Source organism: Mesorhizobium huakuii (genome assembly GCF_014189455.1).
GTDB lineage: Bacteria > Pseudomonadota > Alphaproteobacteria > Rhizobiales > Rhizobiaceae > Mesorhizobium > Mesorhizobium huakuii_A.
The window spans coordinates 287,763-307,947 of record NZ_CP050296.1 but is presented as its reverse complement, the minus strand read 5'-3'; the positions used below and the strand labels follow the sequence as shown (position 1 = coordinate 307,947).

Here is a 20,185-nt window from a genome sequence, read left to right as displayed (position 1 = left end):
GCTAACTTCAGAGGGTAAAAAGATGAAAAGACTTGTTATTCCCGTTCTGGCCGGTGCGATGTCGCTGGCCGCTTTCCAGGCAATGGCCGCCGACAAGGTGACGTTGCAGCTGAAATGGGTCACGCAGGCCCAGTTTGCCGGCTACTATGTCGCCAAGGCCAAGGGTTTCTATGAGGCCGAGGGTCTCGACGTCGATATCAAGCCGGGCGGTCCCGACATCGCGCCCGAGCAGGTGATCGCCGGCGGTGGCGCCGACGTCATCGTCGACTGGATGGGCGGTGCGCTGGCTGCGCGCGAAAAGGGCGTGCCGCTGGTCAACATCGCCCAGCCGTTCAAGAAGGCCGGCATGGAGCTGGTCTGCCCGAAGGACGGCCCGATCAAGACCGAAGCCGACTTCAAGGGCCATACGCTCGGCGTCTGGTTCTTCGGCAACGAGTATCCGTTCTATGCCTGGATGAACAAGCTTGGCCTCAAGACCGACGGCGGCCCGGACGGCGTCACCGTCTTGAAGCAGAGCTTTGACGTGCAGCCGCTGATCCAGAAGCAGGCGGATTGCATTTCGGTCATGACCTACAATGAATACTGGCAACTGATCGATGCCGGCTACAAGCCGGAACAGCTGACCGTGTTCAACTATTCGGCGATGGGCAACGACCTGCTCGAGGACGGGCTCTATGCCTCGGAAGACAAGCTCAAGGACCCGGCCTTCGAGGACAAGATGGTGCGCTTCGTGCGCGCCTCGATGAAGGGCTGGAAATATGCCATCGACAACAATGACGAAGCGGCAGGCATCGTCATGGACGGCGGCGGCCAGGACGAGAACCACCAGAAGCGGATGATGAGCGAAATCGCCAAGCTGGTCGACAATGCCGACGGCAAGCTCGATCCGGCGACCTATGAGCGTACCGCCAAGGCGCTGCTCGACCAGAAGATCATCACCAAGGAGCCGAAAGGCGCCTACACCACCGCGATCACCGACAAGGCGATCAAGTAAACCTTGCAGAGCGCGATCCCGCAAAGATCATGCTCAAACGTAAAATGGAACGGCGCCCTCAGAGGCGCCGTTCCTTTATGGTGTTCATGACGAAGCTGGTTTCGATCGAAGCGACGCATTTCAGCCGCGCGATCTTCTCCTTGATGAAGCGCTCATACTGTTCGAGGCTGCCTGTCACCACCTTCAGCACATAGTCGCGCGAGCCGGTGACGAGGTGGCACTCCAGCACCTCTTCCCAGCCGCGGATTGCCTCCTCGAACATCACGATCTCGTCCTCGTTCTGGCGGCTGAGCCGGATGGTGGCGATGGCGACCATGCTCCAGCCGAAGGCGGCGGGATCGACCAGCGTGGTGTAACCTCTGATGACGCCGGTCTCCTCCAGTCGTCGCACTCGCCTCAGGCAGGGCGACGGCGACAGGCCAATGCGCTCGGCAAGCTCGTTGTTGGTGATGCGGGCGTCCGCTCGCAGTTCGCGCAGAATCCTGAGGTCGAAATCATCGGCTATCTTCTGCTGCACTTTTGCTCTCTCTCGGCAGTTTGTTGCCGATATGCAGCCACGCGAGCCCAAGAATAGCAAGGACTGGCTGATCGGGATGGCATAAATTGCGGCGCGACATCCCTCGAACGCAGGAAAAGCCATGACCGCGCCACGCCCGTCGAAAACCCATATCGGCAACCACAAGCTCCATCCGGAGACGCTGATGCTGAGCTATGGTTTTGACCCGCAGCTTTCGGAGGGCGCGGTCAAGCCACCGGTGTTCCTGACCTCGACCTTTGTGTTCAAATCGGCGGAAGAGGGGCGAGACTTCTTCGACTACACATCCGGCCGCAAGGAGCCGCCGAGCGGTACGGCGTCAGGCCTGGTCTATTCGCGCTTCAACCATCCCAACAGCGAGATCGTCGAAGATCGGCTGGCGATCTATGAGGGGACGGATGCCTGCATCCTGTTCTCGTCGGGCATGTCGGCGATCGCCACCACACTGCTCGCCTATGCCCGCCCGGGCGACGTCATCCTGCATTCGCAGCCGCTCTATGGCGGCACCGAGACGCTCTTGACGCGCACGCTGTCCGGCTTCGGCATCGGTGCTGTCGGCTTCGCCGACGGCGTCGACGAGAAGGCGGTGCGGGCGGCCGCCGATGCCGCGGTTGCGAAGGGGCGCGTTTCGGTCATCCTGATCGAGACGCCATCGAACCCGACCAACAGCCTGGTCGATATCGCGCTGATGCGGATGATCGCCGACGAGATCGGCTCCAAGCAAGGGACGACGCCGATCATCGTCTGCGACAACACGCTGCTCGGCCCGGTGTTCCAGCGGCCGATCGAGCATGGCGCCGATGTTTCCGTCTATTCGCTGACCAAATATGTCGGCGGCCATTCCGACCTGATCGCGGGTGCGGCCATGGGCAGCAAGGCGGTCACCAAGCCGATCAAGGCGCTGCGCGGCGCGATCGGCACGCAGCTCGATCCGCATTCCTGCTGGATGCTCGGCCGCTCGCTGGAGACGCTGTCGATCCGGATGGAGCGGGCCAATGACAATGCGCGCCTGGTGGCCGAATTCCTGCGCGATCATGCCAAGGTCGAGAAGGTGCATTATCTGCCGTTCCTGGGCGAGGACACACCGGCGGGCCGCGCCTACATCAGGCAATGCAGCGGCGCCGGCTCGACCTTCTCCTTCGACATCAGGGGCGGACAGAAGGCGGCTTTCGCCTTTCTCAACGCCTTGCAGATCTTCAAGCTGGCGGTAAGCCTCGGTGGCACGGAATCGCTCGCCAGCCATCCGGCGGCCATGACCCATTCCGGCATTCCCTTCGACGTGCGCCAGCGCATCGGCGTGCTGGAGACCACGGTCAGGCTGTCGATCGGTGTCGAGCATCCGGACGATCTGATCGCCGACCTGACGCAGGCGCTGGCGGCGGTCTGACGGCTCTCTTCTCGAAGCTGGAAGGGGCGGGCGATCGCCCCTTTTTGCTTTCCCGGTCACAAAAACGTGTGCAGGGAAACATTGCGCCGCCCAGCCGTTGCGTTGGAGCATGCGCGCGTCGGGGGACCGTGACCCATGCGACAGCCAATCGGAGGTTCTTCATGCGCACACATTCTTTCCTGCCGGTATTTTCGGCGCTGGCCATTTCGACCGCTTTCCTGCTCGCATCCCCGGCCATGGCCGAGGTGGTGAAATACAAGGCGACGCTCGATGGCAGCCAGCAGAGTCCGCCCGTCACCACCAAGGGCAAAGGCACCGCCACACTCACCTTCGACACCACCAAGAAGAAGCTCAGCTGGGACGTCAAATATTCCGGCCTCAGCGGACCGGCAACGGCGGCGCATATTCATGGCCCGGCGGCGATGGGGGCGAATGCCGGCCCCGTCATCCCGTTCAAAGGTAAACTCAAGAGCCCGATCAAGGGGTCGGCGACGCTGACGGATGCGCAAGCCGCCGACCTGGCGGCCGGCAACTACTATGTCAACGTCCACACCGCCGCCAACAAGGACGGCGAGATCCGCGCCAGATCGAGGCAGCGAAGTAGCGCAAACCGCGTCGACAAAAAGGGGGCGGGCGACCGCCCCCTTTTTGGGTTGGATCAGGCCTTGTCGCGGATTTGCGTCATCGTCCGGGTTGGCGTGATCGCTTCGGGATCGAGCCTGATCTCGACGATTGAGGGCTTGCCGCTGGCGCGGGCACGTTCGAAGGCCGGCGCGAAGTCTGCCGTCTTCTCGACGGTCTCGCCATGGCCGCCATAGGCGCGCGCCAATGCCGCGAAGTCAGGGTTTTTGAGATCGGTGGCGACGACGCGGCCGGGGTATTCGCGCTCTTGGTGCATGCGGATGGTGCCGTAAATGCCGTTGTTGACGACGACAACGATGATCGGCAGGTCATATTGCACTGCGGTGGCGAACTCCTGGCCGTTCATCAGGAAGCAGCCGTCGCCGGCGAAGGCGACCACGGTACGATCCGGATAAAGCGCCTTGGCGGCGACCGCCGCCGGCGTGCCATAGCCCATCGAGCCGGAGGTCGGTGCCGCTTGCGTGCCGAAGCGGCGCGAGCGGTGGAAACGATGCACCCAGGTGGCATAGTTGCCGGCGCCGTTGGCGAGGATGGCGTCATCCGGCAAGACCTTTTCCAGATAGTCCATGATCGGGCCCATCTGCACGTCGCCCGGACCTGTCTGCGGTGGTGTCGACCATTCGAGATAGACGCTATGTGCTTTCGCCGTCTCAGCTGCCCAGGTCGGCGTGCCGGCCGGCTTACGCTTGGCAAAGGCCTCGACGAAGGCGGCGGGCGAGGCGTTGATCGCCAGCGTGGGCCGGTAGACGCGGCCGAGCTCGCCGGCGTCGGCGTGGACATGCACCAGCGCCTGGTCGGGGTAGGGGCTTTTCAGCAGCGTGTAGTCGGAGGAGGGCATCTCGCCCATGCGGCCGCCGATCAACAACACGACGTCGGCCGCCTTGATCTGCGCCGCCAGCTTGGGGTTGATGCCGATGCCGACGTCGCCGGCATAGTTCGCATGAAGATGGTCGAACAGCATCTGGCGGCGGAAAGAGCAGCCGACGGGGAGCGACCATGCCTCCGATATGGCGCGCATCCGCGCGACCGCTTCCTCATTCCAGCGCGTGCCGCCGAGGATGACGAACGGTCGCTTGGCGCCGTTAAACAGCATTTCCAGCGCGTCGAGTTCGGCCCCGCCGGGATAGGTCTCGACCGGCGTGTGGGGAAGGGCTTGCGGCGCCTCGACCTCGCTGGTCAGCATGTCCTCGGGCAGCGAGATGACGACCGGGCCTGGCCGGCCCGACGTCGCCACGGCGAAGGCGCGGGTGACGAATTCGGGGATGCGCGCGGCGTCGTCGATCTCGACCACCCATTTGGCGATGTCGCCAAAGAACTTCTTGTAATCAACCTCCTGGAACGCCTCGCGCTCCTTGGCGTGGCTGGCGACCTGGCCGATGAACAGGATGAGCGGAACCGAATCCTGCATGGCGATGTGGATGCCGGCCGAGGCGTTGGTGGCGCCGGGGCCGCGGGTGACGAAGCAGATGCCGGGCTTGCCGGTCAGCCGACCCTGGCAGTCGGCCATCATCGCCGCACCGCCTTCCTGGCGGCAGACGATGGTGCGGATCGCCGAGTCATGCAACGCGTCGAGCACCGCGAGGTAGGATTCGCCGGGCACGCAGAAGATGCGGTCGGTGCCGTTCGCTTCCAGCGCGTCGACAATCAGTTGTCCACCGGTCTTCATTTCGCTGATTTCTCCAGTTCGGCAAGGATTTCGTCGGTGTGTTCGCCCAGTCGCGGCGAGGGGCGCTCATAGACCAGCGGGGTGCCCGACATCACCATCGGCGCGCGCACCGAGGGCAGAAGATTGCCATGGCCGTCGTCGAGGTCGAGCCGCATGCCGCGCGCGATGGTCTGCGGGTCGGCGAACATCTGGCCGATCGTGTTGATCGGGCTCGCCGGCACGCTTGCTGCTTCCAGCTTTGCCAGCAGCGGATCGCGATCGATCGTGCTTAGCGCCTCGATCATGTGCTCGCGCAGCTTCACCCGGTTGGCGACCCGAGCCGGATTGGTGGCGAAGTCGGGATTGGTCGACAGTTCATCGAGCCCGACGGCGGCGCAGAATTTGGCGAACTGACCGTCATTGCCGACCGCCAGGATGATGTGGCCGTCCCGGACCGGCACCACCTCGTAAGGCGCGATGTTCATATGCGCGTTGCCCATCTGCACCGGCGACTTGCCGGAGACGAGATAGTTGAGGTTCTGGTTGCCGAGCGCCGAGATCTGCGTGTCGAACAGTGCCATGTCGATATGCTGGCCTTCGCCGGTCTGGTCGGCATGGCGCAACGCGGCCTGGATGGCGATGACGGAATAGAGCCCGGTAAAGATGTCCGAGATGGCGACGCCGGCCTTTTGCGGCTCGCGGCCGGCCTCGCCGGTGATCGACATCATGCCGGCCATGGCCTGGATGATGAAGTCGTAGCCGGCGCGTGGCGCGTAGGGTCCGTCCTGGCCGAAACCGGTGATCGAGCAATAGACGAGGCGCGGGTTGATCTTGCGCAGGCTGTCATAGTCGAGCCCGTATTTCTTCAGCCCGCCGAGCTTGAAATTCTCGATCAGCACGTCCGATGTGGCGACCAGACGGCGGATGGTCTCGGCACCCTTAGGCGTCGAAAAATCAATGGCGATGGAACGCTTGCCGCGATTGCAGGAATGGTAGTAGGCGGCGGACAGGTTCTCCCCGTCATGGCTCATGACGAAGGGCGGACCCCATTTGCGGGTGTCGTCGCCGCCATCTGGGCTTTCGACCTTGATGACATCGGCACCGAGATCGGCAAGCAATTGCCCGGCCCAGGGCCCGGCAAGGATGCGGGCGAGTTCGACGACGCGGACGCCTTTCAGGGGTGGTTCGGCCATAAATCACCGTGATTGCTGCGAAAGCAGAGCCTCTATCAAGCCCGGCAGCGGCTGTCACGGCCCTTGCAGTGGGCCAACGGGCCGGTTCGAAAGGATGCGGGTCGTTATTTCAACACGCTGTCGGCCCAGGCGGCGAAATCATCCATGATGATGTCGCGGTTCACCTCGTTCAGGCTTTCGTGGCGGGTGTCATCGTAAACCTTTGAAACGAGATTCGAAAAGCCCATCCTGCGCATGCGGTTGGCAAGATGGGTGATGCCCTTGCCGTATTCCGAAGCTGGGTCTTTCTCGCCGCCGACGATGGCGACGGGAAGGTCGCGCCGGACGCCGGCAAAGCCGGCATCCTTGCCGCCGTTCAGCGCCATCGAGACCACGTCCTGCCACATCGACACCGAGGCATCCCAGCCGCACAGCGGATCGGCGATGTATTGCGCTACCTCCGCTTCGTCGCGCGACAACCAGTCGAACGGCGTGCGGTGGTTGGGCACCGCCTTGCCCCAGGCCTGGAAGGTGAGTTTGGGCAGCAGGCGTGACGGGACATCGGAACCAAGCCGCATGCGTTCCCAGGCGAGAATGCCGAGCGCCACCTGCCCAAGCCGCCCTTGCGAGAAATTGCCGTTCCAGATCGCGGCGGCATGGACGCGTGGCGAGTGTTCCAAAAGATAGTTCAGCGCCACCGACGCGCCCATGGAATGGCCGAAGAGGATGACCGGCAGGTCCGTGCATTCGCCGGCGATGAGATCGTGGATGGCATCGACATCGGCGATCACCTTGGTCGAGCCATCCCTATCGGCGAATCTCCCGAGCGGTGCATCTGATGCCTTGGTCGCGCCGTGGCCGCGATGGTCGTGGACATAGACATGGAAGCCGCGCGCGGAGAGAAAATCGGCAAAGCGGGCATAGCGCGCGGCGTGCTCGGCCAGGCCATGATTGATCTGGACGACGGCGCGTGGCCGGACTTCGGCATTTCTCACGAAGAGGTTGAGGTCGGCGCCGGTCGGTGAGCGGACCATGCGTTGTTGATTGAAAGGCATGGCAGCCCGATCTCCCCCATTTATCGTTGTTGGCTTTGTTTGCGCCGGCGCCGGTTTGGCGTCAATCCACACCAGCTGCTTCGCGCGACGATGTCTCTTGCGTTTGACCAACAAAATATCGCAATTCTGACATGGAGACAGAGGCAGTCTGTCGCCCACTTTCTCAGCCGGGGATTTCTCATGCGCATTGGTGTCGTTTTCGGATTGGCCATGCTGGCGGTGTCGCTGGTCAATGCTGCGCATGCCGACGTCAAGATGAGCGGCACCTTCGTTGCCGACGCCGCCTGTCCGGCAACGCAGGCCATCAAGAACGGCAAGAACCCCGGCAATGTTTCGACCGATGCCGGACAGAGCTACCAGCTGCTTGCCGGCAACAAGGATACGCCGACGCATTATCTGATCCTGGTGCCGGGCGCCGATCCGGAACGCCGCTGGGTAAAGGTCACTTGCGGCCATCTGTCGGGCAGCAATGCCGCGACGGTGCCGGCGGCACCTGGCGGACAAGGCAAGCCTGCCGCCTCGGGAAAACCCGAATATGTCTTCGCGCTGAGCTGGCAGCCGGCTTTTTGCGAGACCAAGTCGAACAAGACCGAATGCAGGGCGCAGAGCCCGAACGAGTTCGATGCCACCAACTTCACCTTGCACGGCCTGTGGCCGCAGCCGAACGGCAATTTCTATTGCCAGGTGGCCGCAGGCGACAAGGCCAACGACAATCCGGCCCACTGGAAGGACCTGCCGCCGGTCAATCTCGACGCCGGCACCCGCAAGGAGCTCGATCAGGTGATGCCGGGCACGGCCTCCCAGTTGGAACGGCATGAATGGATCAAGCACGGTACCTGCTACGGCAAGAGCCAGCAGGAGTATTTTTCCGATGCGCTCGGCCTGATGCGACAGGTGAACGCCTCGCCGGTGCGCGAACTCTTCGTCAAGACCATTGGCGGCAAGCTGACGGCGGACCAGATCCGTGGCGCCTTCGATCAGGCTTTCGGCGCCGGGGCAGGGGATCGCGTGCGGGTATCCTGCGTCATCGACCCTTCGAACGGCCGGCGGCTGATCGGCGAACTGACGCTCGGCCTAGCCGGCCCGATTGGCCCGAACGCTTCGCTCAAGGACCTGCTGCTGGCCTCTGTGCCGACCAACAAGGCGGGTTGCCCGACCGGCACCGTTGACGCGATCGGGTTCCAGTAAGGACGCAGCGGGCTTTCGATACGCCGTCGCGGCTGTCGCCGGCCAGTGAAGTGGTGCTATGCTGTCGCGGCATCATTGAACGGGGGCGGCAATGAATGGCATGACAAACAGGGCGCTGGCGCGGCTGGCTTTCTGGGCCAAGGGCATGGTTTCGATCAACGACGCCCGGATGGAGTGGCCGGGCTTTTCCTATAGCGATGCCGAGTGGGCACGCATGCGCACGCTGTCCGAGCCGATCGGCACCGGCACCTACCAGCTGTTCACCATCGTCAACGCGGTGATCTTCATCGCCATAGCCGCACTCGGCATTTTCGGCGTCTTCCTGCCGCTGGCGACGCTGCTGTTTCCGGTGCCGGCTGAAACCAGCGCGCTGAAGTTTTCGCTGTTGCTGGCCGCCTGCGCCTTCCTCATCATCGGGCTCGGCCTGCCGATCTCGATGCGCCTCTCGGCCATGCTGGTGGGCGGCAAGACGGTGCGCGCGGCGCTGGTCCCCGGTGCCGGCGATGAGGCGTTGGCCGCAAAAGTGTCCTGGCAGATCAACCGCATCATGCTGATCATGTGTGGACTGCTGGTGCCGGGCATTCTTCTGTTCATCGCCTATGACATCCAGGCGGGACCGATCATCACCGCGCTGAAATGGCTGGCGATCGCGCTGATGGCGGGCTCGACGCTGACAGGTATTGCGCGACAGAGAAAATCCTAGATCAGAACTAGAACTGCGCCGACTTCGTCCAGGCGAGGGCGGTGTCGGGCTCGTGGCCGCCCGGCTCGCCGATTACGCGATCGCGTCCGGTCGACTTCGCCTTGTAGAGGCGCTGGTCGGCGAGCGCGAACAAATCGGCAAGGCAGCGTGTCGTTTCGCCGACGGTTGAAACGCCGGCGCTGACGGTCAACTCGAAGCGGCTGGTCACCGTCGATGCCTTGACAGCGTGGCGGATGCTTTCGCCAAACAGCCTGGCGACCGAATGCGGACGTGAACTGAGGATGGCGAATTCCTCGCCGCCGATCCGGAACACCTGGTCTTCGGCGCTCGCCACTTCGCGAAGCAGGCTTGCGACCGCTTTCAGCACCTTGTCGCCTTCAGCATGGCCGAAACGGTCGTTGATCGACTTGAAATGATCGACATCGACGATCAGCAGGCTGAGGGGTCTCGCCGTGCGCAGGCTGACCTCGACGGCGGCTTCACCGTCGGCGTCGAAGCGGCCGCGGTGCAGCAGGCCGGTCAGGCCGTCGCGGCCGACATGTTCGACCAGCGCTTCATAGCGCTCGCGATAGGTCAGGGTTTCGAAAATATCGGTCAGCCCGCGCGGCAGCGCAATGTCGCGGGCCTCGAACCATTTCAGGTAAGCCACGAGCATGGCGCTGAAGGTAAGCGCTGCCGCCATCTTGGCGAACCAGCCGCCGAAGAACACCGCGATCGGCGCGCCGGCGACGAAATGCAGAGCAGTGAAGAAGCCGGCCTGGTCGAAGGTCAGCACGCAGGCAACCGAGGTCAGGATGCGCGCGAACTGAGCCTTGCGTAGATGGCGCCCAAGTTTCTCATAGAGCAGGATGATCAGGATGGCGTCGATGACGAGCAGCGTCGTGCCCCACACCATCAGCCAGCCCATCTCGTCGATGAAGCCGATATCGGGAAGCTTGCCGTCGGGGAGGGGAGCGATGACGTGCAGGCGCAAGAGCAGCACCAGCCCGATCATCAGCGCATTGCCGAGCAGCAGGCCGTAGATCGGCTGGCGCACGGTGGCGGCGTCCTCCTTGATGTAGAGCAGGAGGAGCATCACCAGCTTGCCCGAAAACAGCACCGCCGAGCCCGGCGAGACCATGCCGAACGGCAAGGCGACATAAAAGACGCTGGCGAGATAGGTCTCCAGGAAATGCATGACGCCGAGCGCGCAGACGAAGACGCCGAGGCCAATGCGCTTGCGAAAGCGGAAAAGCGTCACCATGACGCTGAAGTAGACGACCGCTTCGGCAATGAGCAGGAAACTGTTCAGCAATGCCGTCGATCCGCTTTCTCTACCGGAATCGCGGCCAGCCAGCGATTCCACCCCGATCCTGTTGTGACGCGGAAGGGTTAACCAGGGATTTCAACGCGCCTTGAGACCGGTGGAAAACTTCGCCGGTCAGCGCACACTTGTCCGTGTGTTCGGCTTGATCTGGCAAAAGCGATTGCCGTTCGTCGCCGCATCGCCTACATAGCGGCCAACCTCCATTCAATTCGACAATCCAGTCAAGTTTTCAGGGAAAGCGCGCGTGGCACGCCAGTTCATCTATCACATGGCCGGCCTCAACAAGGCCTATGGCACCAAGAAGGTGCTCGAGAACGTTCATCTGTCCTTCTATCCCGATGCCAAGATCGGCATTCTCGGCCCCAACGGCGCCGGCAAGTCGACGATCCTCAAGATCATGGCCGGCATCGACAAGGAGTGGAGCGGCGAGGCGTGGCTCGCCGAAGGCGCCACCGTCGGCTACCTGGCGCAGGAGCCGGCGCTCGACGCGAGCAAGACGGTGTTCGAGAACATCATGGAAGGCGTCGCCGCCAAGACCGCCATCATCGAACGCTACAACGAATTGATGATGAACTATTCCGACGAGACGGCCGACGAGTCGGCCAAGCTCCAGGACGAGATGGACCGGCTGAACCTGTGGGATCTCGAACAGCAGGTCGAAATGGCGATGGAAGCGCTGGGCTGCCCGCCCAAGGATGCCGACGTCACCAAGCTTTCGGGCGGTGAGCGTCGCCGCGTCGCGCTCTGCCAGCTTCTGCTGCGCCAGCCCGACCTTCTGCTGCTCGACGAACCGACCAACCATCTCGACGCCGAAACCACGGCGTGGCTGGAAAAGCATCTGCGCGCCTATCCCGGCGCCGTGATGATCATCACCCACGATCGCTACTTCCTCGACAACGTCACCGGCTGGATCCTCGAACTCGATCGTGGCCGCGGCATTCCCTATGAGGGTAACTACACCAAATATCTCGAAGCCAAGGCCAAGCGCCTCAAGCAGGAAGGCCGCGAGGACGACGCCCGACAGCGCGCCATCGGCCGCGAGCGCGAGTGGATCCAGTCGAGCCCGAAGGCGCGGCAGACCAAGTCCAAGGCGCGTATCCAGGCCTTCCAGGACCTGCTGGACGCAGCCGACAAGCGCCGCCCGACCGACACGCAGATCGTCATTCCGCATGGCGAGCGGCTCGGTAATGTGGTGATCGAGGTCGACGGCCTGTCGAAGGGGTTTGGCGACACGCTGCTGATCGAGGGCCTGGAATTCAAACTGCCGCCGGGCGGCATCGTCGGTGTCATCGGCCCGAACGGCGCCGGCAAGACGACGCTGTTCCGCATGATCACCGGCCAGGAAAAGCCCGATGCCGGCACCGTCCGCGTCGGCGAGACGGTCAAGCTCGGCTATGTCGACCAGAGCCGCGATGCGCTCGATCCTTCGAAGACCGTGTGGGAAGAAATCTCGGGCGGCGCCGAAGTGGTCAAGCTCGGCAAGTTCGAGGCCAACACGCGTGCATACTGCGCGTCGTTCAACTTCCGCGGCGGTGACCAGCAGCAGAAGGTCGGCAATCTCTCCGGCGGCCAGCGCAACCGCGTGCACCTGGCCAAGATGCTGAAGACCGGCGGCAATGTGCTGCTGCTCGACGAACCGACCAACGATCTCGATACGGAAACGCTTGCCGCGCTCGAAGATGCGCTGGAAAATTTCGGCGGCTGCGCGGTCATCATCTCGCACGATCGCATGTTCCTCGATCGTCTGGCGACCCACATCCTCGCCTTCGAGGGTGACAGCCATGTCGAATGGTTCGAGGGCAATTTCGAGGACTATGAGCAGGACAAGATCCGCCGGCTCGGGCCCGAAGCCGTCAACCCGCACCGCATGACCTACAAGAGGCTGACGCGGTAGGATCGTTGCGAGGGATCGTCGTTTGACCTAAATTGGGCTGACGGAGCTTTCGATGATCACAATCAAATTGCCGCCCAAGACCGAGAAGCTTCTGGCCGACATGGCCAAGGCCAGCGGTCGAACGGCCGATCAGGTCGCAGTGGATGCTATCCTCGAGGCCATCGAGGATTGGCAGGATGCCAAGATCGCGGACGAACGCCTGAAAGATGATGACGGTGTTCGCATTCCGCTGAAGGAGATGATCCGCAAGCTTGAACGTCGTGAAGTCGAGGAGCGCGCCAAGAAGCCTGCCGCTGAATGACTTGGCGCGTCGAGTTCACCCGGCGCGCCGAGCGAGACATCGAGCAGCTTTCGACGAAAGATCAACGACGCATCCTGGAGTTCTTAAATCAGAGAGTTTCGACGCATCCCAATCCGAGGGCGCTTGCTAAGCGCCTGACCGCGACCAAGGAAGAGACTTGGCGTTTTCGCGTCGGTGACTACAGGATCATCACTCAGTTCCATGACAGCAGGCTTGTCGTCCTGGTCGTGGAAGTGGGCAACCGTCGCGAGGTCTATCGATGAACAGTACCGCTGCTTCACAAAAGCCCGACTGGTCCGCCGCCCAATATCTGAAATTCGAAGACGAGCGCACGCGGCCGGCGCGTGACCTCGTCGCGCAAGTGCCGGTCGATTTTCCGCGCCGGGTCGTCGATATCGGCTGCGGGCCGGGCAACTCGACCGAGCTTTTGGTCGAGCGCTGGCCGGATGCGCAGGTGAGCGGGTTCGACACCTCTCCCGACATGATCGAGAAGGCGAGGGCGCGCCTGCCCAATGTCAGCTTCGACCTGGCGGACGCGGCGACTTGGCAGCCGGCCGAGCCGGTCAATGTGATCTTCGCCAACGCGGTGTTCCAGTGGCTGCCCGAGCATCCGGCAGTCTTCCAGCGGCTGATGGGCTTTCTCGCCCCTGGTGGCGCGCTGGCCGTTCAGATGCCTGACAATCTGCTTGAGCCTTCACATCAGGTGATGCGCGAGACCGCCGCCGAAATGCCGTTCGCCGCAAAGATGGCAGGCGCGGCGCGCGGACCGTTGCCGCCGGTGTCGTTCTATTACGACCTCTTGTCGCCACTCTCCGACCGGCTGGATATCTGGCACACGGCCTATAATCATCCGCTTGCCGACGCCGAGGCGATCGTCGAATGGGTAAAGTCGACGGGGCTGAAGCCGTTCCTCGATCCGCTCGATGTCGACGAGCGCAAGATGTTCCTGGACAACTACACAGCCAAGATCGCCAAGGCCTATCCGAAGACCGCGAATGGCAAGGTGCTGCTGCGTTTCCCGCGAATTTTCATTATCGCCAAGCGGGCCGGCTAGGAAAGAATTACCCACTTCGCCAGCGGCCGGTTGCCGCTGCTTGACCCGGTTTCGCGGCCATGGCCAACTCATCGCGTGGCGCCATGATGGCCATGATGGCAGGGGGTGGATGATGACTTTGAAAAGATTGCTTTATGGTGGCGGCGCGTGCGCGGCAGCGCTTCTGGCATTCTCGGTTTCGGCCGAGGCCAAGCGGGCGCGCTGCTTCACCACGGATGACGGCTATTTCGCGTGCACCTACCTTGCGATCGACGATGCCGGCAGCTTCCGCATCTCGGCGCCGGGCTACCCGACCTATGTGCTGGAGATCGACGGGCCGGGCTTTGCCTATGGTTATGTCAATCTCGGCCGCCGCAACGTGCCGTTGCCGGGACAGTTTGTGCGCAGCCGCGACGACGGCGCCTGCTGGAACAACCCGCAGACGAACACCAAATTGTGCGCCTGGTAAGATCGGATTCAAGCCGGCAAAACCTTTGGTTTAAGCCGGCGTAAACCGGCCGGATGAGAAAAGTGTTGCGCCGAAGCGTTTCGGCGCCCACATGAAGCCGCAACGCCCGCGGATGGGACAGACTGAAACATGCATCGCGTCATCATCAGCGGCATCGGCGCTGAAATTCCTGAAGCTGTCATCACGAACGAAGAGCTGGTCGAGAGCTTCAACAGCTGGGTCGACACGGAGAACGCGCGCCGGCAGCGCACCGGCGAGGCGCTGCTGCAGAAATCCGACAGCGCCTTCATCGTCCATGCCTCGGGTGTGAAATCCCGTCATGTCATCGAGCGCGAAGGTATTCTCGACCCGACCCGGATGACGCCGCGCATTCCGGCGCGGCCGGACGATGCACTGTCGCTGGAAGCCGAATTCGGCATCGCCTCGGCCAGGAAGGCGCTCGACCATGCCGGAATTGAATCGTCCCAGATCGACCTCATCATCTGCTCGGCCTCGCATCACCAGCGTCCCTATCCGGCGATCGCCATCGAAATGCAGGAGGCGTTGGGGACAAAGGGCGCCGGCTTCGACATGGGGCTTGGCTGTTCGTCCGCGGCGGCCGCGCTGCATATGGCGGTCAATCTGGTGCGCTCGGGCGCGCACAAGCGCATCCTGGTGACGACGCCGGAAATCATCACCGGCCATCTCAATTTCCGCGACCGGCAGACGCATTTCATCTTCGGCGACGCCTCGGTGTCGATGGTGGTGGAGGGACTTGCCCAGGGCGACAAACGGCCGGGGCGTTTCGAGGTGTTGGACACCCGCCTGTGGACGCAGATGTCGAACAACATCCGCACCAATCTCGGCTACCACAGCCGCACCGCCCAGGATGATCCCTACATGATCAATCTGGAAGGCAATCTGATCAAACAGGTCGGCAACAAGGTGTTCAAGGAAGTCACCGTCGCCGGCCAGAAATTCATCGTCGAGTTCCTGGCCGAGCACGGGCTGACCCCTCAGGCCGTCCGGCGATTCTGGCTGCATCAGGCCAATGCGCGCATGAATGCGATGATCCTGAAACTGTCCTTCGGCCACGATGTCGATCACGACCGTGCGCCGATGGTGCTGGAGCGGCTGGGCAACACGGCGGGTGCCGGCGCCATCGTGGCACTGTCGGAAAACCATGCCGACATGAAGCCCGGCGATTTCGGCTTGATCTGCGCCTTTGGCGCGGGGTATTCGATCGGCGGCGCGCTTATCAGAATGCTTTAACGTGCGCCGATATTCAGGTGATGCCGGCCTGCAAACGAAGGCTTTCTGCGCTTCCGGTGCTCGCGTACTTGAGTACGCTCCGCTCCGGTTCTCGAAAACCATCGTTTTCGGCTCGGCCTGACCTGAATCTCAACACACGTCAGGGCATTTCGAAACTTCTGGCCTGAAAGGCCAATCGGACTTTCGTCCCCAGTTGGACCGCTTAGCGCCCGTCTTCCACTCCCGTTCAGCCTGACCTGACCCTCGACACAGCCTGTGTCGGGGCGGGCTTGAATCAACGCGATCCCGTTTCAGAAAGGAGAGTTTCCAATGGTTGATGCCCGATGCAGTTGCGGCGCTCTCACGCTGACGCTTCCAGGACCCTCAAAACTGGTTGTCGCCTGCCATTGTCTCGACTGCCAGCGCAGAACCGGCGCGCCCTTTGGCGTCGGCGCCTTTTATCCGGCCGAGGCTGTCGCCATCTCCGGAACCCCGAAGGAATTCACCCGCGATGCGGCAAGCGGCGGCAAGGTCCATAGCTATTTTTGTCCCAACTGCGGCTCGACGGTCTATTGGAAGGCCGACAGGCTGCCGTCGATGATCGGCGTTGCCGTCGGCGCGCTGGCCGACCCGAAATATCCGCCTCCCATCCGGTCGGTCTTCGAACAGTCGAAACATGATTGGGTTCAAATCGACGGTGGCGTCGACCATTTTCGGCAAGGCAGCGGGGCGAAAAAATCGGACTGAGCTGGCGTCGCAGCGCTGCTTGCCGTGTCAGGCCGGCGTGAAGGGAACCAGCATCGGCACCCGCCGCGCGTAATCGTCATAGGCGGTGCCAAGTTCGCCGCGCAGGAAACGTTCCTCGAGCTTTGCCTTGATGATGATGCCGATGGTGAGCAGTGCGACACCTGCAATGCCCCAGACCGTGCCTTTCGCCGCCATGGTGGCGAGAAGCGCCAGCAGCAATCCTGTGTAGATCGGATGCCTGACCAGCCCATAAGGGCCTGTATCGACCACACGGTGGTCTGCCTTGGCGGTGACCGAGGCCGACCACAGCCTGCCCAGATGAATGCGCGCCCACCACGAGAAGATGAGGCCGATGGCGATCAAGGCAATGCAAACCCAGGCCTCGGCCAGGGTTGGCGTCCACAATCTCAACCTGCCTTCGTAGCCGTGCGCCGGAACGAACAGCAGGACGGTGCCTGCCAGCCAGAAGATACGATAACGAACCTCCGCTCCGATTGTGGCGCGTTTTTGAGCCGGATCAGCCCACATGGCGGCCGCAAGCCAGGTGACCACCCAAATCAGCCAGAGCAGCCCGATTACCGTCGCCGGTCGCATGAGAAACCTCCGCAGTGTCAGGTCTTTTTTATGCATGTCGTTTTCCCAAAACCGAGGTCACTTTTGGGCGACATGCATCAGACCGCCATGAAAGCGATCCGACGCGGCGGCAATGCGGCACCAATTCCATTTCCGGTAAGAAGATCGTGATCCTCATTCACTCGAACAACTGAACATCCACTGCACGCCATAGGCGTCGACCCGCATGCCAAAACTGCTCCCCCAATATTGCCGCGCCAGGGGCACGGTGATGCGGCCACCGGCGGCCATGCGGGAGAAGAGGTCCTGCATGGCGGCGAGGTTATCGAACTCCAGCATCATGGCGGAGCCTTTCATCGGCTCCGCATCGTCATTGTCGGAGGCATGGAACAGAACGCCTGGACCTTCGAAGCGTGCATGCAGGACCTTTCCGCGCATGGCTTCGGTTCGCACCGGCATGCCGTTATCGCCCCAGCGCAGCAGGATGGTTCCCCGGCCAAGGCCGCATTGTTCGTAGAAAGCCAGTGCCGGCTCGCAATTGGTGGTGAAGAACAGCGAAGGGGAGAGCCGCATCCTTTCTTTCCCCATCATCAGTGCGCGGCGGCCATGGCGGCAGCGACGAGCGCGTCTCCCGTAAATTGCCTGTCACCGATGCCCCAGCCGCCGTCAGGCGCGTTGACGATGTTGATCCAGGTGTTTTCGGGCCTGTGCTCGGGCACGCAGAGTTCGGCGACAATCCCGGAAGCGGCGTCGATGAAGGCCCTGCGGGCTTCGACAGAGCCAAGGCCGATATTGGGCAATTTCAACTCCACCATGACGACGGGCCTGTTGGCGCCGCCGGCATAGATGTGGCGGGGCGGCAGGACGTGGACCGTGCCGCCGACAATCGCGGTGAAGAAGGAATTGCCGGTGGCGCCGGAGGCTTCGATGAGGGCGGCGCTGAGGCGCGGCAGGATCTCGCGTTCTCCGGCCTCTGTCAGTACGCCTTCCGGCGCGGTCACGGTGATGGGCATTCGGTCTCTCCTTGTCCTCGGGCTGCACGGCCTTGCCGGAAGATCGTCTTCCGGCTTGCCATGTTTCGTATCAATTGTTACGTTATGTCCGCCGAGCAAGTCAACAGGTTTCGTATCGATCACTATGGATAATTCGGAAAAGGCTAGGGGTGGTCGTCCCCGCGCGTTCGACCCCGACCGGGCGCTGGATGCGGCGATGCATCTGTTCTGGGAGCATGGCTATGAGGCGACGTCGCTCGCCATGCTGCGCGAGGCGATGGGGCTGACGCCGCCGCAGATCTACAACGCCTTCACCGACAAGGAGACTTTGTTCCGCAAGGCACTGACGCGCTACCACGAGACGGAGATCGGCTTTGCGCTGGACGCGCTGAGCGCGCCGGTGCCGACGCGCGAGGCGATCCGGCGGTTGCTGCTGGGGGCGGCGGAGGCCTATTCCAGGCCCGGCAAGCCCGGCGGATGCCTTTTCGTTAGCGGTGCCCTGGCGGCCTCACCGCAGGCGCAAGCCATTGCCGATGAGCTCAAGGCCTATCGCAAGGCGAGTGAAGCGGCGATCGCCGAGCGGCTGGCCAGGGGGAGGGCAGTGGGCGATCTGCCGGAAGGCCTCTTCGTCGAAGGCTTCGCCAAATATCTCGCCGGCGTCATGAACGGCATGTCGATCCAGGCGCGGGACGGCGCATCGGTCGAAGAGCTGCGCATTTTGGCCCAAACCGCTCTTGCGGTCTTGCCGGCCGAAGAGCAAAAACGGGAAGCATGATTCAAGGACGGAACGCCATGCTGGATCTCTTCCCCGAGGCCGAGAAACCGGTCGAAATCATCCCGGCCAAGAAACTTTCCGCCCGCGCGGCAGCGCTCTATGTAGCGCCGGCGGATCATTTCCAGACGCGCCCGGTGGAGGAGTTGCGGCTTGGCTTCGATGGCATAACGGGCGATTTCCACGCCGGATCGACGCGGCGCTCGGGCGGGCGCGAACCCTGGTATCCGCGTGGCACCGAAATGCGCAACGAGCGGCAGCTGTCGATCGTGGCTGCGGATGAACTGGCCATCGTCGCCGGGCGGATGGGTTTGCCTGAGATCAAGCCGGAATGGATCGGCGCCAATCTGGTGATCGAAGGCGTGCCGCATCTGTCGATGCTGCCGGCGGGCACGCTGCTGTTCTTCAAGGACGGCGTGACGCTCAAGGTCGACGCCCAGAACGGACCATGCCGAATCGCCGGGCGATCGATCGCCGAAAATGCCGGGATGGCCGACATCGAAGCCGGCGCGCTGTTGTTCCCGAAAGTGGCGAAGCGGCTGCGCGGTGTCGTTGCCTGGGTCGAGAAGCCGGGAACGATCAGCGCCGGCGAAGAGATTTCGGCGCGGGTGCCGGAACAGTGGATTTATTAGGCGTAGCCGCGGGCCCTCCTCGTGGCCGATGGGCTACGCCGCCCACTGAGCGGCGTAGCAGAAGCGCTGGGCCTCAGCCCTTACGGTTCTTCCTCGCGCCTTGCGCCATGACGGAAACGTGGTCCCACTTGTCCCAGGTGGCGAGGCGGTTGGCGTATTCCTGGCGGATCATCGGCAGGCCGCCGTCGCCGAAGAACACGCGCAGCGGCGGCTCGGCGGCGTCGACGATGGCCAGCATCGCCGGACCGGTCGCCTCGGGATCGCCGGCGACAGAGTTGGCGCGGCGCTCGGCCATCTTGGCGTGGGCAGGCGCATAGGCCTCGATCGGCTTGGAGACCTTGGCAGAGGCGCCGGACCAGTCGGTGGAGAAGCCGCCCGGCTCAACCAGCGTGACATGGATGCCGAATTCCCCAACCTCGATGCTGAGCGACTGACTGAAGGCTTCCAGCGCCCATTTCGAGGCGTGGTAGAGGCCGAGCGAGGCGAAGGCATTGACGCCGCCGATCGACGAGATCTGGATGATGTGGCCGGAGCGCTGCGCCCGCATGATCGGCAGCACGGCCTGGGTGACCCAGAGAGCGCCGAACACATTGGTTTCGATCTGGTCGCGGGCTTCCTGCTCGCTGACTTCCTCGATGGCGCCGAAATGGCCATAGCCGGCATTGTTGATGACGACGTCGAGCCGGCCAAAGCGCTTGTTCGCCTCGGCGACAGCGGCATCGACGGCTTTCTTGTCGGTGACGTCGAGCTTGATCGCGGCGATGTTGTCGCCATATTTTTCGACCAGATCGGCGAGCGTGCCGGCGTCACGGGCGGTCGCGGCAACACGGTCGCCACGCGCCAATGCGGCCTCGGCCCAGACGCGGCCAAAACCCTTCGACGATCCGGTGATGAACCAAACCTTGTTTGTCATGA

Annotated in this window: 22 protein-coding genes and 1 pseudogene; 14 read left to right on the top strand and 9 right to left on the bottom strand. The window is 62.9% G+C overall.

Going from position 1 to position 20,185, the window contains the following annotated elements; genetic code table 11:
* The first annotated feature begins 22 nt into the window (after positions 1-22).
* Positions 23-994, top strand: coding sequence for an ABC transporter substrate-binding protein (locus HB778_RS01505; protein ID WP_183460899.1), 972 nt, complete (start codon positions 23-25; stop codon positions 992-994).
* Between the two features lie 58 nt (positions 995-1,052).
* Here the strand turns inward: HB778_RS01505 and HB778_RS01500 are convergent, their stop codons facing one another.
* Positions 1,053-1,511 carry an Lrp/AsnC family transcriptional regulator gene (locus HB778_RS01500; RefSeq protein WP_056571969.1) on the bottom strand — a complete coding sequence of 153 codons (459 nt, stop codon included), beginning with the start codon at positions 1,509-1,511 and terminating at the stop codon, positions 1,053-1,055.
* 121 nt (positions 1,512-1,632) lie between these two features.
* Here HB778_RS01500 and HB778_RS01495 point away from each other — a divergent pair, with 121 nt between their 5' ends.
* Positions 1,633-2,916, top strand: a complete 1,284-nt coding sequence (locus HB778_RS01495) for a cystathionine gamma-synthase family protein (RefSeq protein WP_183460897.1) — start codon at positions 1,633-1,635, stop codon at positions 2,914-2,916.
* Positions 2,917-3,077: 161 nt separating this feature from the next.
* Positions 3,078-3,503 (top strand): annotated as a pseudogene (locus HB778_RS01490) (CHRD domain-containing protein); the annotation flags it as partial.
* A gap of 71 nt (positions 3,504-3,574) precedes the next feature.
* Here HB778_RS01490 and HB778_RS01485 read toward each other — a convergent pair.
* From HB778_RS01485 to HB778_RS01475, 3 genes are all read right to left on the bottom strand, one after another.
* Positions 3,575-5,224 (bottom strand): thiamine pyrophosphate-binding protein, encoded by a 1,650-nt coding sequence (locus HB778_RS01485; protein ID WP_183460895.1) that lies wholly within the window; start codon positions 5,222-5,224, stop codon positions 3,575-3,577.
* Positions 5,221-6,396 carry a CaiB/BaiF CoA transferase family protein gene (locus tag HB778_RS01480; protein WP_183460893.1) on the bottom strand — a complete coding sequence of 392 codons (1,176 nt, stop codon included), beginning with the start codon at positions 6,394-6,396 and terminating at the stop codon, positions 5,221-5,223. The genes HB778_RS01485 and HB778_RS01480 overlap by 4 nt, the downstream gene beginning before the upstream one ends.
* Positions 6,397-6,500: 104 nt before the next feature.
* Positions 6,501-7,430, bottom strand: a complete 930-nt coding sequence (locus tag HB778_RS01475; RefSeq protein WP_183460891.1) for an alpha/beta fold hydrolase — start codon at positions 7,428-7,430, stop codon at positions 6,501-6,503.
* Between the two features lie 180 nt (positions 7,431-7,610).
* Here HB778_RS01475 and HB778_RS01470 point away from each other — a divergent pair, with 180 nt between their 5' ends.
* Both HB778_RS01470 and HB778_RS01465 read left to right on the top strand, forming a co-directional pair.
* On the top strand, positions 7,611-8,618 hold the full coding sequence (locus HB778_RS01470; RefSeq protein ID WP_095202117.1) for a ribonuclease T2 family protein: 1,008 nt from the start codon (positions 7,611-7,613) through the stop codon (positions 8,616-8,618).
* A gap of 91 nt (positions 8,619-8,709) precedes the next feature.
* Positions 8,710-9,321 carry a hypothetical protein gene (locus HB778_RS01465; protein ID WP_183460889.1) on the top strand — a complete coding sequence of 204 codons (612 nt, stop codon included), beginning with the start codon at positions 8,710-8,712 and terminating at the stop codon, positions 9,319-9,321.
* A 7-nt stretch (positions 9,322-9,328) separates the two neighbouring features.
* Here the strand turns inward: HB778_RS01465 and HB778_RS01460 are convergent, their stop codons facing one another.
* The gene (locus HB778_RS01460; RefSeq protein WP_183460887.1) at positions 9,329-10,615 is read right to left on the bottom strand and encodes a GGDEF domain-containing protein; all 1,287 of its coding nucleotides are present in this window, start codon (positions 10,613-10,615) and stop codon (positions 9,329-9,331) included.
* Between the two features lie 256 nt (positions 10,616-10,871).
* Between HB778_RS01460 and ettA the strand changes: the two genes are divergently transcribed.
* From ettA to HB778_RS01425, 7 genes are all read left to right on the top strand, one after another.
* Complete coding sequence (ettA, locus tag HB778_RS01455; RefSeq protein WP_183460885.1) at positions 10,872-12,521, top strand: energy-dependent translational throttle protein EttA; 1,650 nt, start codon at positions 10,872-10,874, stop codon at positions 12,519-12,521.
* Positions 12,522-12,573: 52 nt separating this feature from the next.
* Positions 12,574-12,822, top strand: coding sequence for a DUF6290 family protein (locus HB778_RS01450; protein ID WP_095202121.1), 249 nt, complete (start codon positions 12,574-12,576; stop codon positions 12,820-12,822).
* Entirely contained in the window at positions 12,819-13,085 is a 267-nt protein-coding gene (locus HB778_RS01445) for a type II toxin-antitoxin system RelE family toxin (protein WP_183460883.1), read from the top strand. Before HB778_RS01450 ends, HB778_RS01445 begins: the two co-directional genes overlap by 4 nt.
* Positions 13,082-13,876: a trans-aconitate 2-methyltransferase gene (gene tam, locus HB778_RS01440; protein WP_183460881.1), complete on the top strand. Its 795-nt coding sequence runs from the start codon at positions 13,082-13,084 to the stop codon at positions 13,874-13,876. Before HB778_RS01445 ends, tam begins: the two co-directional genes overlap by 4 nt.
* Positions 13,877-13,988: 112 nt before the next feature.
* Positions 13,989-14,324: a hypothetical protein gene (locus HB778_RS01435; RefSeq protein WP_183460879.1), complete on the top strand. Its 336-nt coding sequence runs from the start codon at positions 13,989-13,991 to the stop codon at positions 14,322-14,324.
* A 129-nt stretch (positions 14,325-14,453) separates the two neighbouring features.
* Positions 14,454-15,575 (top strand): beta-ketoacyl-ACP synthase III, encoded by a 1,122-nt coding sequence (locus tag HB778_RS01430; protein WP_183460877.1) that lies wholly within the window; start codon positions 14,454-14,456, stop codon positions 15,573-15,575.
* Positions 15,576-15,884: 309 nt separating this feature from the next.
* The gene (locus HB778_RS01425; protein ID WP_183460875.1) at positions 15,885-16,301 is read left to right on the top strand and encodes a GFA family protein; all 417 of its coding nucleotides are present in this window, start codon (positions 15,885-15,887) and stop codon (positions 16,299-16,301) included.
* 27 nt (positions 16,302-16,328) lie between these two features.
* Here the strand turns inward: HB778_RS01425 and HB778_RS01420 are convergent, their stop codons facing one another.
* From HB778_RS01420 to HB778_RS01410, 3 genes are all read right to left on the bottom strand, one after another.
* Entirely contained in the window at positions 16,329-16,895 is a 567-nt protein-coding gene (locus HB778_RS01420; RefSeq protein ID WP_183460873.1) for a methyltransferase family protein, read from the bottom strand.
* 153 nt (positions 16,896-17,048) lie between these two features.
* On the bottom strand, positions 17,049-17,447 hold the full coding sequence (locus tag HB778_RS01415) for a VOC family protein (protein WP_183460871.1): 399 nt from the start codon (positions 17,445-17,447) through the stop codon (positions 17,049-17,051).
* A 17-nt stretch (positions 17,448-17,464) separates the two neighbouring features.
* A complete protein-coding gene (locus HB778_RS01410) occupies positions 17,465-17,887 on the bottom strand; it encodes a hypothetical protein (RefSeq protein ID WP_183460869.1) in 423 nt (140 codons plus the stop codon).
* 196 nt (positions 17,888-18,083) lie between these two features.
* On the opposite strand from HB778_RS01410, the gene HB778_RS01405 reads away from it, so the two are divergent.
* Together HB778_RS01405 and HB778_RS01400 are read left to right on the top strand one after the other, a co-directional pair.
* A complete protein-coding gene (locus HB778_RS01405; protein ID WP_244661758.1) occupies positions 18,084-18,641 on the top strand; it encodes a TetR/AcrR family transcriptional regulator in 558 nt (185 codons plus the stop codon).
* A 17-nt stretch (positions 18,642-18,658) separates the two neighbouring features.
* A complete protein-coding gene (locus HB778_RS01400) occupies positions 18,659-19,270 on the top strand; it encodes an MOSC domain-containing protein (protein WP_183460865.1) in 612 nt (203 codons plus the stop codon).
* Positions 19,271-19,343: 73 nt separating this feature from the next.
* Here HB778_RS01400 and HB778_RS01395 read toward each other — a convergent pair whose 3' ends face one another.
* A complete protein-coding gene (locus HB778_RS01395; RefSeq protein WP_183460863.1) occupies positions 19,344-20,183 on the bottom strand; it encodes an SDR family oxidoreductase in 840 nt (279 codons plus the stop codon).
* Positions 20,184-20,185 lie beyond the last annotated feature (2 nt).